A 20,264-nucleotide genomic window follows, 5' to 3' on the forward strand; every position below is an offset into this window, starting at 1 on the left:
TTATTCATCATTGTGGGAATTGTTTTTCTGTTCCTGATTTAGAAACAAAACGGCCAGCCCATTGCTGCGCCGTTTTTTTATTGGACTAAAAGTGAACGGATGAAGAAGCTGAAAAGATAAATTTACGAATATCAGAAATGAGCCATCATTCACTATTGAAAGCGCTATCAAGAAACGCTATAATAAAAATAGGAATATTCGCACTATTGCAGAGTTTAAAAGGGGGAAAAAAGAATGACTGAAAAGCCGTGGCTCGCCCATTATCCGCCGGAAGTGCCTCACACTCTTTCGTATCCAAGCATGCCAGTCCAGGAATACTTAACACATGCATATGAAAAGTTTCCGGAAAAAGTGGCCATTCACTTTTTAGGAAAAGACGTAACTTACCACGAACTGTACGATTCCTCAAAACGCTTCGCCAATTACTTGCAGACGCTTGGCATCAAAAAAGGGGACCGCGTTTCCATTATGCTGCCCAATTGTCCGCAAGCTGTGATCAGCTTTTACGGAGTCTTGTATGCCGGCGGCGTCGTAGTCATGACCAACCCGCTTTATACCGAAAGGGAAATCGCTTATCAGATGAACGATTCAGGCGCCAAGGCCATTGTATCGCTCGATATTCTGTTCCCGCGCATTTCGAAAGTGGTCAAGGAAACAAAGTTGGAAAACGTCATCATTACCGGCATCAAAGACTACCTGCCGTTCCCTAAAAACCTGGTCTATCCGATGGTGCAGAAAAAACAGTACGGCATGACGGTGAAAGTCGAACACCGGGGCATCAACCATTTGTTTACGGAAATCATGAAAACCGCTTCAACCGAAGTCGCGAAAACGCCGTTTGATTTTGAAGAGGATTTAGCGCTTCTACAATATACCGGGGGCACTACCGGTTCACCAAAAGGGGTTATGCTAACGCATAAAAACTTGATTTCCAATGCGACGATGTGCGACAGCTGGCTGTATAAAGGAACAAATGGCGAAGAAACGATTATGGGCATCATTCCGCTGTTCCATGTATACGGATTGACGACCGTCTTGATTCTTTCCGTCATGCAAGGCAACCGCATGGTGCTATTGCCGAAATTCGAACCGGAAACGGCATTGAAGACGATCAACAAGCAAAAACCGACGCTGTTCCCTGGGGCGCCAACGCTTTACATTGGCTTGATGAACCATCCGGATATCGGAAAATACGATTTGTCATCGATTGAAGCCTGCCTCAGCGGTTCTGCACCTCTCCCTGCGGAAGTTCAAGAGAAGTTTGAAAAGCTGACTGGCGGAAAACTGGTGGAAGGCTACGGGCTGACGGAAACTTCACCGGTTACGCATTCCAATTTGCTGTGGGGAGAACGGGTTAAAGGTTCGATTGGAATGCCGTACCCGGATACCGACTGCAAAATTTTCCTTCCTGGAACCACTGATCCGGTGCCGAACGGCCAAATTGGTGAAATAGCGATCAAAGGGCCGCAAGTGATGAAAGGCTACTGGAACCGCCCTGAAGATACAGCTGCAACCATTGTAGACGGCTGGCTCTTGACTGGCGACCTTGGGTACATGAATGAGGAAGGGTTCTTCTTTATCGTCGACCGCAAAAAAGACATGATCATCGCCGGCGGTTTTAACATCTATCCACGCGAAATTGAAGAAGTGCTGTATGAACACGAAGCCGTTCAGGAATGCGTAGTTGCCGGAGTGCCGGATGCCTACCGCGGAGAAACGGTGAAAGCATACATTGTGCAAAAAGAAGGGTATAATGTATCAGAAGAAGAATTCAACACGTATTGCCGAGAGCATCTAGCTTCGTTCAAAGTACCGCGCATTTACGAGTTCCGCAAAGAGCTGCCAAAAACAGCAGTCGGAAAAATTCTGCGGCGTTCACTGGTTGATGAAGAAATTGCCAAGCAGGACGAAGCCGTGCCATCGTGACAAAGAGAAATTGCAATCAGTGGGGATTTTCTCCGTCCCTGCTGATTGCGAGTCCATCCATTCGAACTTTTACGGCCAGCAGATCTTTCGCTTGAAGAAGTGGGAGAGTTACTGGCTGTTAAAGCAGACAAAAGCTTGACACAATAGTAAATTAACTATAATATGAAAATATGAATGAACCGCCATTCATATTTTCATATTTTTTTTGGGTGGTGATGAATTGGTAAAGAAGGATAAACCGAAATACAAGCAAATCGTTGATGCAGCAGTGATTGTTATTGCTGAAAATGGCTATCATCAAGCGCAGGTCTCGAAGATTGCGAAACAGGCCGGAGTTGCGGACGGAACGATTTATTTATATTTCAAAAACAAAGAGGATATCCTCATTTCTGTTTTTCAGGAAAAAATGGGCATGTTCGTCGAGAAGCTGGAACACATTCTTACACAAGAAGTATCGGCTTCCGAAAAGCTCCGGTTGATGATCGAAAGCCACTTCGGACTTCTTTCAGGCGATCTGCATCTCGCCATCGTCACCCAGCTCGAACTCAGGCAGTCCAACCATGAGATCCGCATGAAAATAAATGGTGTGTTGCGGGAATATTTATTGCAGATGGACAAGATTTTAGTCAAAGGGATGGAAGATGGCGAATTTGACAAAGATATGGACATCAGACTCGCAAGGCAAATGGTTTTTGGTACAATGGATGAGACGATTACCACTTGGGTAATGAACGATCATAAATATGATTTAGTCGATTTGGCGCCGAAAGTTCATCGCTTGTTGATGAAGGGGATGCGCGCTTAAAGAAAGGGGCTCATTGGATGGAATTTATCAGTTGGAAAAAAGAAGACGGTGTGGCGATAGCTACAATCAACCGCCCGCCGGCAAATGCTTTATCGCGTTCACTCATTCTTGAAGTGGACCAGCTGTTGAACGAAGTGGAAAATGACGATGAAGTCCGTGTGGTCTTATTGCACGGAGAAGGCCGTTTCTTTTCTGCTGGAGCAGACATCAAAGAGTTTACAGAAGTTTCTTCAGGCGAAGAATTTTCGAAATTATCAGCGAGTGGCCAACAGGTTTTCGAACGTGTTGAAACTTTCCACAAACCGGTGATTGCAGCAATTCACGGTGCAGCGCTTGGCGGAGGGCTTGAATTGGCGATGAGCTGCCACATGCGATTCGTTTCAGAAAATGCTAAACTGGGATTGCCGGAACTTCAGCTTGGGCTGATTCCTGGTTTTGCAGGCACACAGCGTCTGCCGAGATACGTCGGAGTGGCGAAAGCAGCTGAAATGCTGTTGACGAGCGATCCGATTTCAGGCACGGAAGCGGCTCAACTGGGGCTTGCGAACCGGGCTTATGCCGAAGAGGACTTACTTTCGGAAACGCTTTCAATTGCAAAGAAAATTGCGAAGAAAAGCCCGGTATCGGTAAAAGCGGCAATCCAGATGCTGCAATACGCGAAGCCTGCTTCTTATTTTGAAGGGGTAGACGCCGAGGCGGAATCATTCGGCACCGTCTTCGTATCGGAAGACGCAAAAGAAGGCATCCAGGCTTTCCTGGAAAAACGCGAAGCACAATTTAAAGGGAAATAATACTTGGGAGGTTTACGTTCATGAACATTTATGTATTGGTAAAACGTACGTTTGACACAGAAGAAAAAATCGTCGTTTCTGGTGGCAAAATCCAGGAAGACGGCGCGGAATTCATCATTAATCCATACGATGAATACGCGATTGAAGAAGCCATCACTGTCCGCGATGAGCACGGCGGGGAAGTAACAGTTGTCACAATGGGCGGAGAAGAAGCTGAAAAACAGCTGCGCACAGCATTGGCTATGGGTGCTGACAAAGCAGTTTTGATCAATATTGAAGATGATTTAGAAGAAATGGACCAGTTTACTTCTGCGTACATACTGGCTGAATACTTGAAAGACAAAGAGCCGGATCTGATTTTGACAGGGAACGTCGCTATTGACGGCGGATCTGGACAAGTCGGGCCTCGCGTAGCTGATTTGCTCGGCATCAACTACGTAACAACGATCACTGATTTGAAAATCGATGGTTCTACTGTAACGATCGTCCGCGACATCGAAGGGGATGCAGAAGAACTTGAAACGTCATTGCCATTGTTGGTAACTGCACAGCAAGGCTTGAACGAACCGCGTTATCCATCACTTCCAGGAATCATGAAAGCAAAGAAAAAGCCGCTTGAAGAACTGGAACTGGATGACCTGGATATCGAAGAAGACGATGTAGAAGCGAAAACAGAAACAATTGAAGTTTACTTGCCGCCGAAAAAAGCTGCAGGCCGCGTCCTTGAAGGCGATTTGACAAACCAAGTATCTGAATTGGTCAGCCTGCTTCGCAACGAAGCGAAAGTTATATAAAGAAAAGCGGAAATGGCCGTTAAGGTCCGACAGGCATAAGGCGATTCAGCGAAGTGGCGCTTTTTGCCACACAGCCGGAACGACTTATGACCCCGAGGGCCTGGCCATTGAAGCTGGACAATAAGAAAAGCGGAGGCGACCGTTTAGATTCGACAGGCATAAGACGATTTGGCGAAGCGGCGTGTTTTCAGCCGCACAGCCAAAGTGGCTTATGACCCGAGAATCTGGTCGCCGCAGCTGGACAATAAGAAAAGCAGAGGTCCCGTTCAGCCCCGACAAGCGCTGGAAGACTGGGCAGGGATGGCGCTCTTTGCCATCACAGACCTGTCTGAAGCGTCTCGAGGAGCTGGGCACCGGAGCTGGACAATAAAGAAAAGCGGAAGCGACCTGATAATTAGCTTGCTTCATCTTTAACCGCAACGATTTCGTTCCATACATTTTCACATCTACTTAGGGGGTAAACGGACTATGTCGAAAAAAGTATTAGTATTGGCGGAAACGCGCGAAGGCGCGTTGCGCAATGTCTCATTCGAAGCAATTGCTGCTGCAAAACAAGTTTCTGATGGCGGAGAAGTGGTAGCTGTCCTGCTAGGGGACGCTGTCAGCGAATTTGGAGCAGAATTGGTAAACTACGGTGCGGACCGTGTAGTAACAGTCGAACACCCGCATTTGAAGCACTATACATCTGATGGCTATGGCCAGGCACTTATGGCAGTTGTCGAACAGGAAAGCCCGGAAGCACTTGTTTTCGGCCACACAGCGGTCGGCAAAGACTTGTCGCCGAAAATTGCAACGAAGTTGCAATCCGGTTTGATTTCTGACGTAACTGCTATTGAAGGCGAAGGCGATGATGCTGTATTTGTTCGTCCGATCTTCTCTGGTAAAGCGTTTGAAAAAGTGAAAAACAAAGATGGTGTGTTGTTCTTCACGGTACGTCCGAACAACATCGCACCGCTTGCAAGAGAAGAACGTTCAGGCGACGTTAGCTCATTGTCTGTTGACATCACAAACTTGCGCACAATCATCAAAAACGTTGTCCGCAAATCCGCTGAAGGGGTTGACCTTTCCGAAGCGAAAGTGATTATTGCAGGAGGCCGCGGCGTGAAGAGTGCAGACGGTTTTGCACCGCTTCAGGAATTGGCGAACTTGCTTGGCGGCGCTGTAGGCGCTTCGCGTGGAGCTTGTGACGCGGATTACGTGGACTACTCGCTGCAAATCGGCCAAACAGGAAAAGTGGTAACACCGGACCTTTACATTGCAGCCGGCATTTCAGGAGCCATCCAGCATTTGGCTGGCATGTCCAACTCGAAAGTCATCGTGGCAATCAACAAAGATCCAGAAGCGAATATTTTCAAAGTCGCAGATTACGGCATCGTGGGCGACTTGTTTGAAGTTATTCCAATGTTGACTGAAGAATTTAAAAAGGTTATGTAATATAGAAATTTAAAAGAAAGGGGTTGTCTAGAAAGTCATTTTACCGACTTTTTAGATAACCTCTATTTCTTTTAAAGATTATATAGTGCCTTCGCTCTTGTTATATAGAAGCCGAACTTTAATGCAGTAAATAGTGAAATGAGCGAAAGGCAGCGACTCCTGCGGGATAGCACGAGCTGAAGAAACTGGACTGAGCGAAGCGAAGGAAGCGGCTGAAGCCGTGCCCGCGGAAAGCGTCTGGCTGAAGCGAATGAAACGGCTTAGTTTTCCGTTTATTCCCCGTATTTTCCGGGTAAAGAAGCATTAGGCAAATAAATAGCTAGGCGAATTTCGGCATGCTATAATCAGAGCATAGTTTGGTTACACTACTAAGGAGGAATTATTCATGGCAATTGTACACGGAACAGATCAGAACTTTTCACAAGAAATCTCAGAAGGTTTAGTATTAGTAGATTTTTGGGCTACATGGTGCGGACCTTGTAAAATGATTGCTCCAGTATTGGAAGAATTAGACGCTGAAATGAGCGATAAAGTAAAAATCGTAAAAGTAGACGTCGACGAAAACCAAGAAACTGCCGGCAAATACGGCATCATGTCAATTCCGACTCTTCTATTGATGAAAGACGGAGAAACAGTTGACAAAGTGGTTGGATTCAGACCAAAAGAAGCTTTGGCAGAATTGGTTAATCAACACGCATAATTCTAAACCGGGTCCTGGTGGCCCGGTTTTTTAATAGGGTGAGACTATGGCAAACGAACTGATTCAACATAAATTAGCAATCCTTCCCGACCAGCCCGGCTGTTATCTAATGAAAGACCGCCAAAATACGATTATCTATGTCGGCAAGGCAAAGGTGCTGAAAAACCGCGTGCGGTCGTATTTTACGGGAAGCCATGACGCCAAAACGCAGCGGTTGGTAGGGGAAATCGTGGATTTTGAATATATCGTCACCAATTCCGAAAAAGAAGCATTGATTTTGGAATTGAATTTGATCAAAAAGCATGATCCGAAATACAATATCATGCTGAAAGACGACAAAACCTATCCGTACTTGAAAATTACGGGTGAGCGCCATCCGAAGTTGATCATTACGCGCCAAGTTAAGCGCGATAAAGGCAAATACTTCGGACCTTATCCAAATGCCTACGCGGCAAGTGAAACGAAGAAATTGCTCGACCGGCTGTATCCGCTCCGGAAATGCCACACGATGCCGGACCGCGCCTGCCTTTATTACCATATGGGGCAGTGCCTGGCGCCGTGCATCAAACCGGTGGAAAAGGAAACATACCAGGAAATGATCGACGGCATTACGAAATTCCTGAACGGCGGATTCCGGGAAGTGAAAGAGCAGCTCGTCGAAAAAATGTCTGAGGCTTCCGAAAACCTGGAGTTTGAGCGGGCGAAGGAATACCGCGACCAAATCTCGCATATTGAAACGGTTATGGAAAAACAGAAAATGGCGATGAACGATTTTACCAACCGCGATGTATTTGCCTATGCAGTCGACAAAGGCTGGATGTGCGTGCAGGTGTTTTTCGTGCGCCAAGGCAAACTGATCGAACGGGACGTTTCGCTGTTTCCGCTGTACCGCGACCCGCAGGACGAATTCATGACGTACCTCGGGCAATTCTACGAGCAGTCGCACCATATGAAACCGAACGAAGTGCTGGTGCCGGAAGGCGTCGATGCGGACCTGGTGCGCGAATGGCTTGATATCCGGGTGCTGGTGCCGCAGCGCGGCAAGAAAAAAGACTTGGTGGAACTGGCGAAGAAAAATGCCGACATTGCCATCAAGGAAAAGTTCGGGCTGTTGGAGCGCCAAGAAGAGCGGACGGTCGGAGCTTGCTTGGAGCTTGGCGAAGCGATGAATATCGCCACTCCACTCCGCATTGAAGCATTCGATAACTCGCATATTCAGGGAGCCGACGCCGTATCCGCGATGATCACATTTATCGACGGCAAGCCATCGAAAAAAGACTACCGCAAATACAAAACCCGCAATGCGTCAAAACCGGATGATTATGCCGCTATGCGGGAAGTGATTCGGCGCCGCTATTCGCGTGTGTTGAAAGACGGCCTGCCTTTGCCGGATTTGATTGTCATTGACGGCGGGAAAGGGCAAATGGAGTCCGCACGTGAAATCTTGGAAGACGAACTGGGCTTGTCGATTCCGATCGCCGGCCTGGCAAAAGACGCCAAGCACCAGACGTCCCAGCTGCTTTACGGAGATCCGATTGAAGTGGTGCCGCTGAAGCGTACGAGTGAAGCGTTTTATCTATTGCAGCGCATCCAGGACGAAGTTCACCGGTTCGTCATCACGTTCCACCGCCAGCTGCGCGGGAAGAATTCGATCCAGTCGGCCCTCGATAACTTGGAAGGCGTCGGGCCAAAACGCAAACAGCAGCTGCTGAAGCATTTCGGTTCCGTCAAGAAAATCAAAGAAGCGACAGTAGATGAGTTGAAGGAAGCGGGCATGCCGCTAAGCCTTGCGACATCCATCCAGCAGCATTTTGCCCAGCAGGCATTGCCAAGCGAGCAATAACATGCTATCGTAAAAACATAATTGAATCACTTGGAAAAGTGATGATAGAGGCGCGAACGTCAATAGTATCCATTCGGAGATTTGCAAAATCTGTGAGGTTTGGAAAAAGGGGCGGTCGCCGAAGTGTGCGGAGTGGTTGCAAACCCGTGTGCTGGTTCGGCATTTAAGAAGTGCCGGGCTGTCAGAGTCAATCTCTGGAGGGCTATCTCACATGGACGTTTTTCGTATTCGTACATGATAAAAGAGGTAGTTTGCTGCAGGCGCAGCGAGCTGCCTTTTTTTATTGCCAAACTTGGCATGCTGAGAGCCACATCTTAAAAATGTGGGAGTGAATGGACATGAAAACAGTCGTAATGAAATTTGGCGGGACTTCTGTGGCAACACCGGAAAAAATCATCGGTGTCGCCAAACGGGCAATCCGGGAAAAAGAAAAAGGCCATCGGGTCGTGATTGTTGTGTCCGCAATGGGCAAAACGACTGATACACTGCTAGCATTGGCAGGAGAGATATCAGCGGAGCCGTCAAAACGGGAAATGGACATGCTGCTCGCTACTGGCGAACAAGTGACCATTTCACTGTTGGCGATGGCGTTTAAATCGTTGGGCCATGAAGCGCTGTCGTTTACCGGCTGGCAAGCAGGCATTGAAACGGAATCTGTTCCGCGCAACGCCCGCATTGAAACCATCCACACCGAGCGGCTGGAACGGGTGCTTGATAACGGCTATATTTGTGTGGTTGCCGGATTCCAGGGAGTGGACCGGATCGGCAACATTACGACGCTTGGCCGCGGCGGTTCTGATACGACTGCTGTGGCGCTCGCTGCCGCACTTGGTGCAGACAAATGCGAGATTTATACCGATGTGGACGGTGTGTACACGTCCGATCCGCGTTCCGTGACCGGCGCACGCAAACTTGAGCAGATCTCGTATGACGAAATGCTTGAACTTGCCAATCTGGGTGCAGGCGTCCTGCATCCGCGTGCTGTAGAATTTGCGAAAAACAATAAAGTCCCGTTATCCGTCCGAGCCAGCTATTCGGACGAACCGGGCACAATCATACAAGAGGTGATCACTGTGGAGAAAAACTTAATCGTTCGCGGCGTTGCATTTGAACCGGGCATTGCACGGGTAACCGTTTCGTATAAAAAACCGTTCAATGGTTCACTGGCCAATATTTTTACGAAGCTGGCCGAACACCACATTGATGTGGACATCATTGTGCAAAGCATCACGGACGAATTTCCGCCGTCGGTGTCTTTCTCCATCAAAGAAGAAAGCCTCGAAGAAACAAAACGCGTACTGAACGAATTCCAGGAAGACATCCGCTTCTCAGCGGCGAATTACGAAGTCGGCTTATCAAAAGTTTCCATTGTCGGTTCCGGCATGGTTTCCAATCCTGGCGTGGCGGCGCAAATGTTCGACATTCTCCGAGTCCAGGGCATTCCAGTCAAAATGGTCAGTACGTCGGAAATTAAAATTTCCGTCGTCGTACCGGGAACGGATATGAAAGAAGCCGCCAATGCGCTGCACGATGCATTCGGCTTATCGGAATAAGCGAATAGAGGGAAAGCGTCCGCTCGTGAGCGGGCGCTTTTTTGTTTTGCTGATGCCCATGTATTAAGCGGTTCGGGTTTGCCTTCTGCTGGAGCAAAGAAGAACAGAGGATTTCATTTAGTGGATTGGACCGGATTACGAAAGTAAATGGCCAGTTTGAACAAAGATAAAGACTGCCATGTTATTATATATGTCAGAAAAATGACAATGCATCTCCCTTTTAACGCGGTAAAGCAGAATTGTTATAGGAGTATAGAAAAAAATAGCTTAATCCTTACCAGAATAGCTGAAGTATATTTTTTGTGATAAAATTCACATTCTACAAACAGAAATAGAATAGCATATTCCTCTAGTATCTCCAGACCAAACAGTCTCTATGTCATTAACAGTAAAATTCGAGGCTGAAGCAGCGAAAAAGGAACCGTTTTCAAAAAGGATGAAAATTTGATTTTAATATAATAAATTATGATTAAGAATCATAGACAAAAACCTTCGGTTGCCTTGACGCTCCTATTATCGGAGAGTACAATAAATATGTCATAATTTTGTATCATGATGTAAGGCAGTTAGAAAAAGCTTTCGTCTTTGAACGATTGTCTTTTTTTTGCTGCGTAACAATGTCTTGAGGGAGGTAAAATTTTGGAAAATCGAGAATTTTTATTGCGTAGGTTACACTCTTTACTCGGAATTATTCCGATCGGACTGTTCTTGACGCAGCACTTAATCGTCAACCATTTTGCAACGCAGGGTGAATCGTCATTCAATAATGCGTCTCACTTCATGGCGAATCTTCCATTCGTCATCTTCTTGGAGATTTTCGTTATTTATTTACCGTTGTTGTATCATGCTTTCTACGGTTTATACATAGCGTTTACTTCAAAACACAATGTGGGCAAATACAGCTACATGCGCAATGCATTGTTCACAGCACAACGCTATACAGGGGTTTTCCTTGTGATCTTTATCGCATGGCACGTGTTTGAAACTCGTTTCCAAGTTGCGATCGGCAATGCGGCTGAAGCGGACTTTAACATGATGGAAAACATTTTAAGCAATCCATTAATGTTAGCGTTTTATATTGTCGGTGTTCTAGCGGCAACATTCCACTTGGCTAACGGACTTTGGTCTTTCCTTGTTACTTGGGGAATCACGCAGTCTGAAAAAGCTCAACGCGGCGCAACTTATTTCACGCTTCTAGTGTTTGTTGTGCTTTCAATTATTGGTATCAGAGCTTTATTCGCGTTCGTTTAAGAACGATTGGATTATTGGTGAATTAAAAGAGGAGTGAATACCGAAATGGCGAAAGGCAAACTTATTATTGTCGGGGGCGGCCTTGCAGGACTGATGGCAGCTGTTAAAGCAGCCGAAGCAGGCTCACCCGTTGATTTATTTTCGATCGTCCCAGTTAAAAGATCCCACTCGGTTTGTGCTCAAGGCGGGATAAACGGGGCTGTAAATACAAAAGGTGAAGGAGATTCACCGGATATTCACTTTGACGATACGGTCTATGGTGGAGACTTCCTAGCGAACCAGCGTCCGGTTAAAGCAATGGCGGATGCTGCACCAGCGATTATCCGTTTGTTTGACCGCATGGGCGTTATGTTCAACCGGACTCCGGAAGGACTTCTTGACTTCCGCCGTTTTGGCGGAACAATGCACCACAGAACAGCTTTCGCAGGCGCGACAACAGGCCAGCAATTGCTTTACGCTCTAGACGAGCAAGTTCGCCGCCACGAAGTGAGCGGATTGGTTACAAAATACGAAGGCTGGGAATTCCTTGGCCTGGTGCTGGATGACCAAGGCGTAGGCCGCGGGATTACTGCACAAAACATGACTACGATGGAAATCCAAGCTTTCCGTGCGGATGCTGTCATTATGGCAACTGGCGGACCGGGGATCATCTTCGGCAAATCAACAAACTCGGTCATCAACACGGGATCTGCAGCTTCCATCGTTTATCAGCAAGGCGCGTATTATGCGAACGGCGAATTCATCCAAATTCACCCGACAGCAATTCCAGGAGACGATAAACTTCGTCTAATGTCCGAATCTGCACGCGGTGAAGGCGGACGTATCTGGACGTATAAAGATGGCAAGCCTTGGTACTTCCTGGAAGAAAAATATCCAGCTTATGGTAACTTAGTGCCTCGTGATATCGCAACACGCGAAATCTTCGATGTCTGTGTTAACCAAAAGCTAGGAATCAACGGCGAAAACATGGTTTATTTGGATCTATCACACAAAGATCCAAAAGAATTGGACATTAAACTAGGCGGCATCATCGAGATTTACGAGAAATTCACAGGTGATGACCCTCGCAAAGTACCGATGAAAATCTTCCCGGCTGTCCACTATTCAATGGGCGGTTTATGGGTTGATGACCATCAGTTCACAAGCATTCCGGGCGTTCTTGCTGCCGGTGAATGTGATTACTCCCAGCACGGTGCAAACCGTCTAGGTGCTAACTCGCTTCTATCTGCTGTTTACGGCGGTATGGTAGCAGGGCCGAACGCATTGGAGTATATCGAAGGCTTAGAAGTTCTTGCAGAAGACCTTCCTTCAGACATTTTCGAACGTGCAGTTGCTGAAGAGCAGCGCAAATGGGAAGAAATCCTTGCTCTTGACGGTACAGAGAATGCGTATGTACTTCACAAAGAGCTTGGCGAATGGATGACGGACAACGTAACCGTTGTTCGCTACAACGATCGACTGCAAGCGACGGATGAAAAAATCCAGGAGCTGCTTGAGCGTTTCAACCACATCAGCATTACCGATACGCAGCTTTGGAGCAACCAAGGCGCTATGTTTACACGTCAGTTGAAAAATATGCTACATTTAGCACGAGTGATCACTCTTGGAGCATTAAACCGCAACGAAAGCCGCGGCGCTCATTACAAGCCTGATTTCCCGGAACGCAACGACGAAGAATTTTTGAAAACAACGATGGCGAAATTTAATGGATACGACGCGCCGATTTTCTCTTATCAAGACGTCGATGTTTCGTTGATTGAGCCTCGTAAACGTGATTACTCAGCGAAACACTAAGAAGGGAGCTATTTTACCATGGGTGAAGCAGCAAAAACGGTTATATTTGAAATCGAACGCAGAAACTCCACGAACGAAGAGTCGTACATGGAGAAGTTCGAATTACCATATCGTGCGAACATGAATGTCATTTCGGCATTGATGGAAATTCGCCGGAACCCAGTTAACATGGAAGGGAAAAAAACCACTCCTGTAACATGGGACATGAACTGCCTGGAAGAAGTGTGTGGCGCATGTTCAATGGTCATCAACGGCAAAGCACGCCAGTCGTGTACAGCACTTGTCGATCAATTGGAACAGCCGATCCGCCTTCAGCCGATGAAGACATTCCCTGTAGTCCGCGACTTGGTCGTTGACCGCAGCCGTATGTTCGATTCGTTGAAAAAAGTCAAAGCATGGATTCCGATTGACGGAACTCATGACCTTGGTGAAGGGCCGCGTATGCCTGAACGCAAACGCCAATGGGCTTACGAATTGTCTAAATGTATGACTTGCGGCGTATGCTTGGAAGCATGCCCGAACGTCAACGATAAATCCGATTTCATCGGACCAGCTCCACTTTCACAAGTACGTCTTATGAATGCGCACCCAACAGGCGCCATGAACAAAGACGCCCGCTTGAATGCCATCATGGGCGAAGGCGGATTAGCAAGCTGCGGTAACTCTCAAAACTGTGTTGAATCTTGTCCAAAAGGAATTCCTTTGACAACTTCAATCGCTGCTTTGAACCGCGACACAACTGTTCAAATGTTCCGCAACTTCTTCGGAAGCGACAGAATGGTGGACTAGTAAAGAAAAGCGGAAGTGCCCGTGCAGATTCGACGGGCATAAGACGATCTGGCGAAGCGGCGTGTTTTCAGCCGCACAGCCGGAGTGGCTTATGTCCCTAGAATCTGGGCACTGCAGCTAGACAACAAGAAAAGCGGAGAAACTTCTTCCTTTTCTTATCGTCTACTACGACCCAAAACCCTGCCTCGGCAGGGTTTTTATTTTGTTTATAGGACAAATGCCGCAACCTTCCCTTCGGAATATTTGCTATACTAAAAAAACAAAGAGATGGGTGGAGGTTCATTTATGAAAGCAGCTTACATCAAGGATTTTAAGGAGTGGAAAAAAGGATTTCATTTTTCAGCGCCGGTTCAGGTCCGTTTCTCGGAAACGGATATGTTTGGGCATGTCAATAACACTGTACCGATTACGTATTTTGAATTTGCACGCATCGAATACATGAAAGAACTGGGCTTGATGCAAAGCTGGCTGACAGGCGGCAATGAGTTGTTCCCGGTTGTGGCGGATATCCAAGTGGATTACACCCAGCAGGTTTATTTCGATGAAAAGCTGGAAGTTCACGTTAAAGTGGAGTCGGTCGGCAATTCTTCAATCGACGTGCATTACTGGGTCACCAATGAAAAAGGGGAGACCTGCTTTACCGGCCGCGGAGCGATGGTGCAGATTTCGAAAAAAACCGGCAAAGGCCATCCGTGGACCGGACAAGAGAAAGAACTTTTCACAAATAAACGCTTAATTTCTTCGAAAAATTAAGTGAGTTCTTGCGTTATGAATAAAAAAGCGTCACTATAGTTATAGTAGATCGTAGCCAAGGAGTGTTGATTTCAATGAATGATAACAACCAAACGAATCTCCATGATCCGGAACGGATCGCGTTTCTGGAAAAAGAACTTCGGTATATCGCCGGCATCATCAAGCAAAAAGGCCGGGAAATCTTAAATTCCTATACCATTACTCCTCCGCAGTTTGTTGCGTTGCAATGGCTTTTTGAGCATGGGGACATGACCATTGGAGACCTCTCCAATAAAATGTATCTGGCATTCAGTACAACGACGGATCTGGTCGACCGCATGGAAAAGAACGAATTGGTTGTCCGCATCCGTGAAGAGCAGGATCGACGCGTCGTACGCATTAAGCTGTTAAAAGAAGGCGAACGCATCATTGAAGAAGTAATTAAGAAACGCCAGGATTATTTGGAAAATGTTCTCGCTGATTTCGACGGAGACGAAGTGGAGCAATTATCATTCTTGCTTGAGAAACTTCACAACAACATGAAATAGAATTGAGGCGATGAACGTGAATGCGCCAATTGGAGTAATTGATTCAGGAGTAGGCGGATTGACAGTTGCAAAGGAAATTATGAAACTCCTGCCAAATGAACAGATTTATTACATAGGGGACAATGCCCGGTGCCCGTATGGCCCGAGATCCCTTCAGGAAGTCAAGCAGTACACGTGGCAGATGGCACAGGCATTGATGAAGAAACGGATCAAAATGCTGGTCATCGCCTGCAATACCGCAACAGCAGCAGCTTTGAATTCGCTGCAAAAGAAACTGCCGATTCCCGTAATCGGGGTGATTTTCCCGGGTGCCCGGGCGGCGGTGAAAAACTCTTCATCCAAGAATATTGCTGTTCTTGGAACGCTTGGAACGGTGCAAAGCGGTGCGTATGAAAAAGCAATCAAGTCGCTGGTGTCGTCAGCGCATGTGGTTCAGCTTGCCTGTCCGCGATTTGTGCCGCTTGTGGAAAGTGACGAATACGAAGGGGAATTTGCCCGCAAAATGGTCGGGGAAACACTGTCCCAAATTGAAGGAGAAACCTTTGATACGGCGATTCTTGGATGCACCCATTATCCGCTCCTCCAGGGCTTCATCGAAGAAGTGTTTGGAGAAGGGGTTCAAGTGGTGTCCTCTGCGCAGGAAACAGCGAAAGATGTGGAACGGCATCTCCGGTTCGCCCAAAAATTCGCTGACTGGAAACGGCCGCCGGTGCATCATTTCTATACATCCGGCTCGCTGCCGATTTTTCAGACCATTATCGAGAAATGGCTGAAGATCGAAGAACCCGTCATCCATTCCATTCGGTTCCCAAAAACCTGATAGCTCCGGCTGTCAGGTTTTTGGCTGTAGAAGAGCAAATATGATACGCTAGGTAAGCATATACGAGGAGGAATTTTAACATGACACGAATAGATGAAAGACAAACAGACGAATTGCGTCCGGTACAGATGGACGTGGATTATTTGATCCACCCGGAAGGATCGGTGTTGATCACGGTCGGGCAGACGAAAGTAATTTGCACAGCGACCATTGAAGACAAAGTGCCGCCATTCCTTAGAGGGCAAGGCAAGGGATGGGTCACCGCTGAATACTCAATGCTGCCGCGGGCAACCAATAGCCGAAACCGCCGTGAGTCTTCTGCCGGAAAAATCGGCGGCCGGACAATGGAAATCCAGCGCCTGATTGGCCGTGCACTGCGCGCAGTGGTTGACCTCGAGAAATTGGGCGAACGCACGCTTTGGATCGACTGCGACGTAATCCAGGCAGATGGCGGCACACGCACCGCTTCGATCACCGGTGCTTTTGTAGCGATGACGATGGCTATCGGAAAATTAAATTTAACCACATTTCCGGTAACCGATTTCTTAGCGGCAACAAGCGTCGGCATCAACGCGGAACACGGAGCCATTTTAGACTTGAACTACGTGGAGGATTCATCTGCAGAAGTCGATATGAACCTTGTTATGACAGGAGCTGGCCATTTTGTGGAACTTCAGGGAACAGGCGAAGAAGCGACGTTTTCACGTGCACAGCTGAATGAAATGCTCGATCTTGGCGAATCGGGAATCCGCCAATTGATTTCGAAACAAAAAGAAGTGCTTGGCGAATTGGCCAATCGTGTAGGCGAAGAGGTGAAATCAAGTCTATGAAAAAAGTATTGATTGCTACTCAGAACTTAGGGAAAGCGAGAGATTTTGAAGCCTTGCTGCGTCCGTTTGGTTATGATGTATTAACGTTGCAGGATGTTGCCAAAGACTTGGACATTGAAGAAACAGGCGTTACGTTTGAAGAGAACGCGATTCTGAAGGCTGAAGGGGCTGCGGAAGCACTTCAAATGCCGGTAATCGCAGACGACTCGGGACTTGAGATTGATGCTTTAAACGGCGAACCTGGCGTTTATTCTGCACGCTACGCCGGCGAGCCGAAAGACGACAATGCCAATATCGACAAAGTGCTCGGGAAATTGGGAGAGGTTCCGGAAAACGAACGCACTGCCCGTTTCCGTTGTGTGTTAGCAGTTGCGGCACCGAACCAGAAAACCGTCACTTTCTCAGGCTCATGCGAAGGGGAAATCTTGCTTGAGCGCCGCGGCGAAAACGGCTTCGGCTACGATCCGATCTTTTGGGTGCCTTCAGAAGGGCGTGCCATGGCGGAATTGAAGCCGGAAGAAAAAGCGGCCATTTCACACCGCGGCAATGCCTTACAGAAATTACAGCAGGCAATGCCTGAATGGTTACTATCAAACGAATAACATTTATTTTAATGTTTTTTTAAAATAGCATTGACTTTTCCGGAAATCATTTCTATAATTAAAATTGTCTTTCAGTAGAAAAGCTCAAACGTCCATCGTAAGAGGGCGCTGAAGTTTGGCTGCTAAGAAAGCCTTGTCCCAGTAGCTCAGCTGGATAGAGCAACGCCCTTCTAAGGCGTCGGTCGGGAGTTCGAATCTCTCCTGGGACGTTATAGAAATGTACATAAAAGAAAGCCTTGAAGCAAAACGCTTCAAGGCTTTTTTTATTTGCGTATTCAGCAATAATAGTATCCCGATTGCGGGCAATAGTTTTCAAGGAATGGCTGGAAAATGAAACCATTTCGGCTTCTGTTCGTATTATAAAGTAACAGGAGTTGATCCCAATGCCAATATGCAGCTATTGCAGAACCCGGTGGACTTGGAAACAAACGATAAAAAAGACTTTCACTTTGAGCAATAAACTAGAGTGTCCAATATGCGGGAAATTACAGTACATATCCAAAAAGTCACGGAAAAGAATCAGCCTGCTCAATCTGGTAATCCTTTTGCCGCTTTTATTGAATGCCGTGACATCGATCGAACCGCTTTTTAACATCACCCTTATCTTCATATTCTTTATTGCCAGTATGGTCTTTATGCCATTTCTTACCGAACTTTCGAGTGAAGAAGAGCCTCTTTGGTAGGGAGGTTCCCGGCTCAAGGAAAAAACTTGGTCTTTTTTTTATTTATTGGCGAAAATGTGAAGCAATTCTGCAAAAAAAGATGAATAAAACATGAACCAGAGTTCATGTTTTGGGGGTTGGCGTGTTATTCTTATCTATGAGGTGAGGAAATGCAGCACGAAAACCTTGTCGGAGATTTCCCGACGTTTCCAAAACAACTGCGTTCAAAACAGAAAAGAGAAGCATTGATTGAAAGTGCGAAACTGCTATTCAATGAAAAAGGATTTGAACATACAACAGCGAAAGAAATTGCGGCCCATGCGAAAGTGGCGACGGGAACGTTTTACCGGTATTTTTCCGATAAGCGGCAATTGCTGATGACGCTGATCGACAACCAGATAGATTCCATGATGCCTCTCGATTTGGAATGGAAAAGCGGGGACCCGGAAAAGCTGTTGGCGGGTCGCTTGGAAATGCATTACCACAAGATCAATGAAAAAAACCTGCGGAAGCTGATGCCGGAACTTTTATTGAAAGATGCTGAACTTGCCGAAGTGGTCAATGAAGCAAAAATGCACATGCAGGGAAAAGTGCTTGACCATCTGCAAACGCTTCAGAAAAAAGGGCTCATGTGGCCGGACATTGACATCGAAACTTTGACTTGGTGCTTGCAGTCGATGATGGAAAAGCTTCAAAACCGTAAGAATGAAGGCGTATCCGTGGATTATAAAGAGTTTGCCAAAGTATTTTGCCGGACATTGTTTCCGCCGGACATTATTGAACAAATGCGCTCCGGAAAAATAAAAGATATGGAAAGGACCGTGAACAGATGAAAGCAAAACTATTTACCGCAACGAGCAACACTTCTTGCCGGAAAGCCATTGCTTGGCTCAACGAGTACAATATTCCATATGTCGAGAAAAACATTTCCACTACCCCGATTACGATTGAAGAAATTCAGGAAATCCTGTCTTTAACCAACGAAGGCACCGAAGAAATCATTTCAAAAAAAGCTTATGCCATTAAGAAGTTAAAACTCGATTTCGACAGTTTATCGATGCCCCAATTGTATCAAGTCATCCAAGATAACCCCGGTGTGCTGCGTCTGCCTATCCTTCATGATGGAAAAAAGCTGCAAGTCGGCTATAACGATGATGAAATTCGCCAATTTCTTCCCCGCTGGTTCCGTACAAATCAATTCCAAACTTTATTAGGTATGTAACAAGGAGCCTTCCACACAGGCTCCTTGTTTTTGGTTGTATGGAAAGACCGGCAATTTCCGAAAAAGGAGCATGGAGGAGGGTTTCTCCATGCTAAAATTTCTAAAACGCCTGTTATTTTATTTTCCCGCAAAATCCCGGTATGGTATGATAGACAGTACAAACGGGGTGTTTTTATGCGAAAAAAATATAGGGAGCTGCAGCGCAAAGGCAACGTAATCGTATTTCCGAATACAATCAATCGCTTGCTGACGGAAGGCATGGCGCTGCTGAAAGAAGAGAATTACGAAGACGCTCGCGATAAGCTGTACCAGGTGCTGTCTTATGAACCGGAACATGCCGGGGCACTGGGTGCATATGCATATTGCTTGTTTGAGTTGGGGGAATACGAGGAAGCGCTTGAAGTGTGCCGGGAGCTGCTGAAAGTTGGTCCTGTGCATTACCTGGAGACAATGGAATTATACATAAGCATTTTAATGCAAGTGCGGGAATTTGAAGAAGCGGAACGAATGATTGAAGTTCTGATTGAAGAAAAAGTCCTGCCGGAAGAACGGCTGGCGCAGTTTCTGCAGCTGCGTGATTTGAATGAGCGCATTGCGGCGAAAAAAGCCCATGTGAAAATTGACCTTACCCAATACGTGCCGGAAAATTTCGTCAAGCTGTCTCCGCACCAGCAGGAAAGGCTGATCATGGATTTGCCGCCGGCAAGCTACGACATGTTGAAATCTAGCTTGGTTGAAATTGTGCAGCATCCGGAAACCGATTTATTGGCGAAGACATACATATTGTTCATGCTCCACCAGGAGAAAGTGAAAGCCCGTGTGACGGTGGAGAAATTCCATTACGAAAAGGAGTTTTCAGTAGCGAATCTGCCGGATCCGATCAACAATCCGCGCGTCCAAGACATCAAACGGATGATGGAAGAGATGCTGGAAAAAGATCCGACCCGCCTGGAGATGGTCCAGGAATTATTTGAGCGCCACATTTATTTGTTTTATCCGTTCCAATGGGATGGATACGATGAAGCGGAAGTGGCAGACGTCTATCTTAGTTACCTGGACCAATTGTTCACCGGAGAAATGAATTTTTCCGGCGACTCGGAACTGTTGAGCCTGATTTTTCATGCCGAACAATGGTTTGAGTTGCGCAATGGGTAGAAATAGTTGAACA

General features: G+C 46.7%; 20 protein-coding genes, 1 tRNA gene and 1 riboswitch. All 21 genes read left to right on the forward strand.

Annotated features, from left to right (window positions below; translation table 11 throughout):
- Nucleotides 1–234: 234 nt before the first annotated feature.
- The 21 genes from QWY22_RS07540 (at nucleotide 235) to QWY22_RS07640 (ending at nucleotide 20,251) form a co-directional block, all read left to right on the forward strand.
- A complete protein-coding gene (locus tag QWY22_RS07540; protein WP_300983808.1) occupies nucleotides 235–1,926 on the forward strand; it encodes an AMP-binding protein in 1,692 nt (563 codons plus the stop codon).
- A gap of 220 nt (nucleotides 1,927–2,146) precedes the next feature.
- Complete coding sequence (gene fadR, locus QWY22_RS07545; protein WP_036806272.1) at nucleotides 2,147–2,731, forward strand: fatty acid metabolism transcriptional regulator FadR; 585 nt, start codon at nucleotides 2,147–2,149, stop codon at nucleotides 2,729–2,731.
- Nucleotides 2,732–2,748: 17 nt separating this feature from the next.
- Nucleotides 2,749–3,522 (forward strand): enoyl-CoA hydratase, encoded by a 774-nt coding sequence (locus QWY22_RS07550; RefSeq protein ID WP_300983809.1) that lies wholly within the window; start codon nucleotides 2,749–2,751, stop codon nucleotides 3,520–3,522.
- 20 nt (nucleotides 3,523–3,542) lie between these two features.
- Entirely contained in the window at nucleotides 3,543–4,316 is a 774-nt protein-coding gene (locus QWY22_RS07555; RefSeq protein ID WP_300983810.1) for an electron transfer flavoprotein subunit beta/FixA family protein, read from the forward strand.
- A 468-nt stretch (nucleotides 4,317–4,784) separates the two neighbouring features.
- The gene (locus tag QWY22_RS07560; RefSeq protein ID WP_300983811.1) at nucleotides 4,785–5,750 is read left to right on the forward strand and encodes an electron transfer flavoprotein subunit alpha/FixB family protein; all 966 of its coding nucleotides are present in this window, start codon (nucleotides 4,785–4,787) and stop codon (nucleotides 5,748–5,750) included.
- A gap of 385 nt (nucleotides 5,751–6,135) precedes the next feature.
- Nucleotides 6,136–6,450 carry a thioredoxin gene (gene trxA, locus QWY22_RS07565; protein WP_036806063.1) on the forward strand — a complete coding sequence of 105 codons (315 nt, stop codon included), beginning with the start codon at nucleotides 6,136–6,138 and terminating at the stop codon, nucleotides 6,448–6,450.
- A gap of 46 nt (nucleotides 6,451–6,496) precedes the next feature.
- Nucleotides 6,497–8,293, forward strand: coding sequence for an excinuclease ABC subunit UvrC (gene uvrC, locus QWY22_RS07570; protein WP_300983812.1), 1,797 nt, complete (start codon nucleotides 6,497–6,499; stop codon nucleotides 8,291–8,293).
- Between the two features lie 37 nt (nucleotides 8,294–8,330).
- A riboswitch (Lysine riboswitch) is annotated at nucleotides 8,331–8,506 on the forward strand.
- Nucleotides 8,507–8,631: 125 nt separating this feature from the next.
- Nucleotides 8,632–9,846 (forward strand): aspartate kinase, encoded by a 1,215-nt coding sequence (locus QWY22_RS07575; protein WP_300983813.1) that lies wholly within the window; start codon nucleotides 8,632–8,634, stop codon nucleotides 9,844–9,846.
- A 636-nt stretch (nucleotides 9,847–10,482) separates the two neighbouring features.
- Nucleotides 10,483–11,097 carry a succinate dehydrogenase cytochrome b558 subunit gene (locus tag QWY22_RS07580; protein ID WP_300984350.1) on the forward strand — a complete coding sequence of 205 codons (615 nt, stop codon included), beginning with the start codon at nucleotides 10,483–10,485 and terminating at the stop codon, nucleotides 11,095–11,097.
- Between the two features lie 45 nt (nucleotides 11,098–11,142).
- Complete coding sequence (sdhA, locus tag QWY22_RS07585; RefSeq protein WP_300983814.1) at nucleotides 11,143–12,891, forward strand: succinate dehydrogenase flavoprotein subunit; 1,749 nt, start codon at nucleotides 11,143–11,145, stop codon at nucleotides 12,889–12,891.
- Nucleotides 12,892–12,909: 18 nt separating this feature from the next.
- The gene (gene sdhB / locus QWY22_RS07590; protein ID WP_036806078.1) at nucleotides 12,910–13,680 is read left to right on the forward strand and encodes a succinate dehydrogenase iron-sulfur subunit; all 771 of its coding nucleotides are present in this window, start codon (nucleotides 12,910–12,912) and stop codon (nucleotides 13,678–13,680) included.
- A 285-nt stretch (nucleotides 13,681–13,965) separates the two neighbouring features.
- On the forward strand, nucleotides 13,966–14,433 hold the full coding sequence (locus tag QWY22_RS07595; protein ID WP_300983815.1) for an acyl-CoA thioesterase: 468 nt from the start codon (nucleotides 13,966–13,968) through the stop codon (nucleotides 14,431–14,433).
- 74 nt (nucleotides 14,434–14,507) lie between these two features.
- A complete protein-coding gene (locus QWY22_RS07600; RefSeq protein WP_036806084.1) occupies nucleotides 14,508–14,960 on the forward strand; it encodes a MarR family winged helix-turn-helix transcriptional regulator in 453 nt (150 codons plus the stop codon).
- A 16-nt stretch (nucleotides 14,961–14,976) separates the two neighbouring features.
- Nucleotides 14,977–15,780: a glutamate racemase gene (gene racE, locus QWY22_RS07605; RefSeq protein WP_300983816.1), complete on the forward strand. Its 804-nt coding sequence runs from the start codon at nucleotides 14,977–14,979 to the stop codon at nucleotides 15,778–15,780.
- An 80-nt stretch (nucleotides 15,781–15,860) separates the two neighbouring features.
- On the forward strand, nucleotides 15,861–16,610 hold the full coding sequence (rph, locus tag QWY22_RS07610; RefSeq protein ID WP_300983817.1) for a ribonuclease PH: 750 nt from the start codon (nucleotides 15,861–15,863) through the stop codon (nucleotides 16,608–16,610).
- Nucleotides 16,607–17,212, forward strand: a complete 606-nt coding sequence (locus tag QWY22_RS07615; protein WP_300983818.1) for an XTP/dITP diphosphatase — start codon at nucleotides 16,607–16,609, stop codon at nucleotides 17,210–17,212. The genes rph and QWY22_RS07615 overlap by 4 nt, the downstream gene beginning before the upstream one ends.
- 135 nt (nucleotides 17,213–17,347) lie before the next feature.
- A tRNA-Arg gene (locus tag QWY22_RS07620) sits at nucleotides 17,348–17,421 on the forward strand.
- A gap of 174 nt (nucleotides 17,422–17,595) precedes the next feature.
- The gene (locus QWY22_RS07625; RefSeq protein WP_300983819.1) at nucleotides 17,596–17,895 is read left to right on the forward strand and encodes a TIGR04104 family putative zinc finger protein; all 300 of its coding nucleotides are present in this window, start codon (nucleotides 17,596–17,598) and stop codon (nucleotides 17,893–17,895) included.
- A gap of 149 nt (nucleotides 17,896–18,044) precedes the next feature.
- A complete protein-coding gene (locus QWY22_RS07630; RefSeq protein WP_300983821.1) occupies nucleotides 18,045–18,707 on the forward strand; it encodes a TetR/AcrR family transcriptional regulator in 663 nt (220 codons plus the stop codon).
- Nucleotides 18,704–19,096 (forward strand): transcriptional regulator Spx, encoded by a 393-nt coding sequence (spx, locus tag QWY22_RS07635; RefSeq protein WP_224075792.1) that lies wholly within the window; start codon nucleotides 18,704–18,706, stop codon nucleotides 19,094–19,096. Before QWY22_RS07630 ends, spx begins: the two co-directional genes overlap by 4 nt.
- Before the next feature lie 174 nt (nucleotides 19,097–19,270).
- Nucleotides 19,271–20,251 carry a tetratricopeptide repeat protein gene (locus tag QWY22_RS07640; protein WP_300983822.1) on the forward strand — a complete coding sequence of 327 codons (981 nt, stop codon included), beginning with the start codon at nucleotides 19,271–19,273 and terminating at the stop codon, nucleotides 20,249–20,251.
- Nucleotides 20,252–20,264 lie beyond the last annotated feature (13 nt).

The organism is Planococcus liqunii (genome assembly GCF_030413595.1).
Taxonomy (GTDB): Bacteria; Bacillota; Bacilli; order Bacillales_A; family Planococcaceae; genus Planococcus; species Planococcus liqunii.